Origin of the sequence: Niallia sp. MER 6 (assembly GCF_023714395.1) — a bacterium.
Classification (GTDB): domain Bacteria; phylum Bacillota; class Bacilli; order Bacillales; family Cytobacillaceae; genus Niallia.
Genome location: NZ_JAMAUK010000104.1, coordinates 1 through 749, shown reverse-complemented (window position 1 = coordinate 749; position 749 = coordinate 1). Strand labels below are relative to the sequence as shown.

The following is a 749-nucleotide window of genomic DNA, read 5'->3' as shown; positions in this document are numbered from 1 at the left end:
AGTAGAGTGGTTAAAATTTCACTATCTGATTGTGTAATTTCTTTTTCCTGTTCGACCAGAACGACATCCGTTCTCGTGTCGAACGCACCCTTGCCAAACCTATCTATAACAAGCTTTGAGGCGTTATCAAGTTGCATATTATGTTGTTTAACCAAGCCTTGGAAATGTTTTAAAATGACAATATCGCTTTCTATGAATACCCTGTTCTTTTGCTCGTTCCTTATAAAACTGTACCCGTTCTTCTCGAGTGCCAGGCACCACTTCCTAAGTGTACTATCGCCAATAGCCAGCGCAAGACTTAAATCCTTTGTTGAATAGGCTTTTTCATGTATATCATCCATATAATATCGCCTCCTAGTAGCGTTCTTTTATACGTTCTACCAAAGTTCATTATATCCTGCAAAAAAACCACGGATAAGGACAATTAAGCGCGGGGTATTGAATTTTATAAGTGTCCTATCCCTGGTTTGTATCCATGTATCTTTGTTGTTTATCTAACCTTTGCACCAGTTCTCTGTTAAATTCTTCTTCCGTTCTAATGCGTTCTATTAGAATGTCTAATATTTCAATATCTGTTCATGTAATTTCTTTTTCCTGTTCAACTAGAACGATACCCGTTCTTGTGTCGAACGCACCCTTGCCAAACCTATCTATAACAAGCTTTGAGGCGTTATTTAGTTGTATATTCCTTTGGTTCACTAAGTTTTGAAATACTTTAATAACTATAAAGTATTTCTATATAAACATCA

General features: G+C 36.3%; 1 pseudogene. It reads right to left on the bottom strand.

From position 1 onward, the window contains the following. Positions 1-341, bottom strand: a pseudogene (locus tag M3600_RS28425) (hypothetical protein); the annotation flags it as partial. Between the last annotated feature and the right edge of the window lie 408 nt (positions 342-749).